3 protein-coding genes and 1 pseudogene are annotated in these 2,484 nt (G+C 64.5%); 3 read left to right on the forward strand and 1 reads right to left on the reverse strand.

The window, feature by feature from the left end; all coding sequences use genetic code 11:
* The coding region (locus Q0L62_RS09195) for a glutamate--tRNA ligase family protein (RefSeq protein ID WP_296679121.1) at positions 1-643 on the reverse strand (643 nt) is incomplete at its 3' end.
* Positions 644-760: 117 nt separating this feature from the next.
* Between Q0L62_RS09195 and Q0L62_RS09200 the strand changes: the two genes are divergently transcribed.
* The 3 genes and pseudogenes from Q0L62_RS09200 to Q0L62_RS09210 all read left to right on the forward strand — a co-directional run.
* Entirely contained in the window at positions 761-1,369 is a 609-nt protein-coding gene (locus Q0L62_RS09200; protein WP_296679123.1) for an HNH endonuclease, read from the forward strand.
* A 124-nt stretch (positions 1,370-1,493) separates the two neighbouring features.
* Complete coding sequence (locus tag Q0L62_RS09205; RefSeq protein ID WP_296679124.1) at positions 1,494-2,081, forward strand: biliverdin-producing heme oxygenase; 588 nt, start codon at positions 1,494-1,496, stop codon at positions 2,079-2,081.
* Positions 2,081-2,484: pseudogene (locus tag Q0L62_RS09210) on the forward strand (hybrid sensor histidine kinase/response regulator); the annotation flags it as partial. The gene Q0L62_RS09205 and the pseudogene Q0L62_RS09210, both read left to right, overlap by 1 nt.

The following is a 2,484-nucleotide window of genomic DNA, read 5'->3' on the forward strand; positions in this document are numbered from 1 at the left end:
AGCGGTGGATATGTGTCGCTTGGTACAGGTCACGGCCGCGCGTGACCAGGGTCACACCCCCTGCGGCGTCGTCCAGGGTGGCGGCCAGGTGGTAGCTGGCCGGGGCTTCCTTGCGCACCAGGACGATGTCGCCGAACGGCCGGGGACGGGCATCCTGCATGCCAGAGCGTTCGTCCAGCCACCGCAAGGGTCCAGCCACAGCCGTCGCTGCATCCATGTCGAGCCGCCAGGCCGCACCGTCAGGGTCCACGTCGGCACCGCGGCACGTGCCTGGGTAGACGGGGCCATCGGGTCCAACTTGGGTTGCTGCTGCCAGCACCGCGGCGCGGGTGCACTGGCAGGGATAAAGCAGCCCCTGTTGCTTAAGGTGCTGCGCCGCTGCGGCGTAGCTGGCAAGCCGGGCTGACTGATACACCTCCGGCCCGTCCCATTCCAGCCCCAGCCAGGCAAGGTCGGCAAGTATTGCCGGCACCAGATCGGCCCGGCTGCGGGCCGCGTCGATATCTTCGATCCGCAACAAAAAGCGCCCGCCCCGATTGCGCGCCAGATCGTGCGCGACGATCGCGGCATAGGCATGGCCCAGATGCAGCGGCCCGTTCGGGCTGGGCGCAAAGCGCGTCACGGGGCGTGGCGTTTGGGTCACTGCGCGCTTGTCCTGTGGATTTATCGGCGGCGCAAGCCTTGACGGGGCCAGACGCGTCCTGTTCATTGCGCCCATGCGCTGTAGCACAACCGTCATTTGCGCCTGTTACCGGGGGCCATGCTCAAGTCGGAGCTGATCGAGCGCGCGGCCCGGTTCCGCAGCGCAGAGGGCGATCCCGCCCGGCATCTGCATGATTGTCCGGCCCTTGTGCTGAACGCCGACTACACCCCGCTCAGCTATTATCCGCTCAGCCTGTGGCCGTGGCAGACCGCAATAAAATCGGTATTCCTGGAGCGGGTGGACATTGTCGCCAGCTATGCGCGCGAGGTTCATTCCCCCAGCTGGACCATGCCCATCCCCAGCGTTATCGCGCTGCGCCAATACGTCAAACCCAGCGAGTTTCCCGCCTTTACCCGGTTCAACCTGTTCTTGCGTGACCGGTTCAGCTGCCAGTACTGCGGCAACCCGCACAACCTGACCTTCGATCACGTGGTGCCGCGCCGGCTGGGCGGACGGACCAGCTGGGAAAACGTCGCTACCGCCTGCGCGCCGTGCAACCTGAAGAAGGGAGGCCGCACCCCGCAGCAAGCGCATATGCCGCTGCTGGTCCGGCCGATCCGCCCGACCAGCTGGCAATTGCAAGAGCGCGGTCGCGGTTTCCCGCCGGGTTACCTGCATGAAACCTGGCGCGACTGGCTGTACTGGGACATCGAGCTGGAAAGCTGATCTGGGCAGACCGCCTGACCAGCCGGTGCCTTTGTCCGGAACTCTTGCCTGCGCAAATCGTTCTTAGTACCTGATAGGCGGGCCTGCGCACCCTTGGGTCGATGGCAGGCATTTCGGGTTTTTCATGGCTACACAACCACATCTTGATTTTCGTACCGGCGTCTACAGGCCGGCGCGTTTCACGCTGCGCGATGCATCGCGGGGCGAGCATGACCGTGTCGATGCGGTATTTTCAGCGTTCGATCTGCAAACGCTGACAGGATACGGCGATTTTCTGTCCGCACATTACGCCGCCCACCGCGAAGCGGAAAGCTGGCTGGCCATGGCCGATATCCCTGCCGGGTTCCGGCTGGCGGACCGCACCGGTCTGATTGCAGCAGATCTTGGCGAACTGGGCCGCGCCGTTCCGGCCCAGGTGCTGCCCCAGCCAGTTCCGGCCCAACACAGCTTCGCCGCTGCTGCGGGTATTCTTTATTGCCTGTCCGGTTCCAGCTTTGGCGCCCGTGTCCTGATCCAGCGGTTGTGGCCGGATGCGCCGCGGCGGTTTTTGGCAGAGCCGCTTCCGGCGGGATACTGGCAGCGGCTGGTCGGTGCGCTTGATCGCATCGAACAGGCCGGACAGCTGCCAGCCACCCTGGCCGCGGCCCGGCGCACCTTTGCCCTGTTTGCTGCCAGTGCAAAGCGTTCTGCCGTTTCGCCAGGACCGCTGTGATGGACCCCGCCATGCCGTTCCAGGTCGATCTGACCAATTGCGACCGTGAACCGATCCATCTGCTGGGTGCCATCCAGCCGATCGGGTTCCTGATCGCCTTTACCGCCGATTGGCAGGTTGCCCGGGTATCGGCCAATTTCGGCGAATATTCGGGGATCGATCCCGACCAGGCTCTGGGCATGCAGCTTAAACGCCTGCTTGAGCCGCAAACCGTCGAACGGATCGGTTCGTTGATCAGTTTTCTTTCGCAAAACGACAGTGTGGAACGGCTGTTTGGCGTGCCCTTGCTGCGCGGTAAGGGCGATAGGCTGTTCGATTGCACGCTGCACCGCAGCGGGTCCGTCCTGGTCCTTGAAGCAGAACCGAGCCGCGGCGATCCCGCCGGCGATACCGGCAACGTTGT

This window comes from Novosphingobium sp., assembly GCF_024642085.1.
In the GTDB taxonomy this organism is placed as follows: domain Bacteria; phylum Pseudomonadota; class Alphaproteobacteria; order Sphingomonadales; family Sphingomonadaceae; genus Novosphingobium.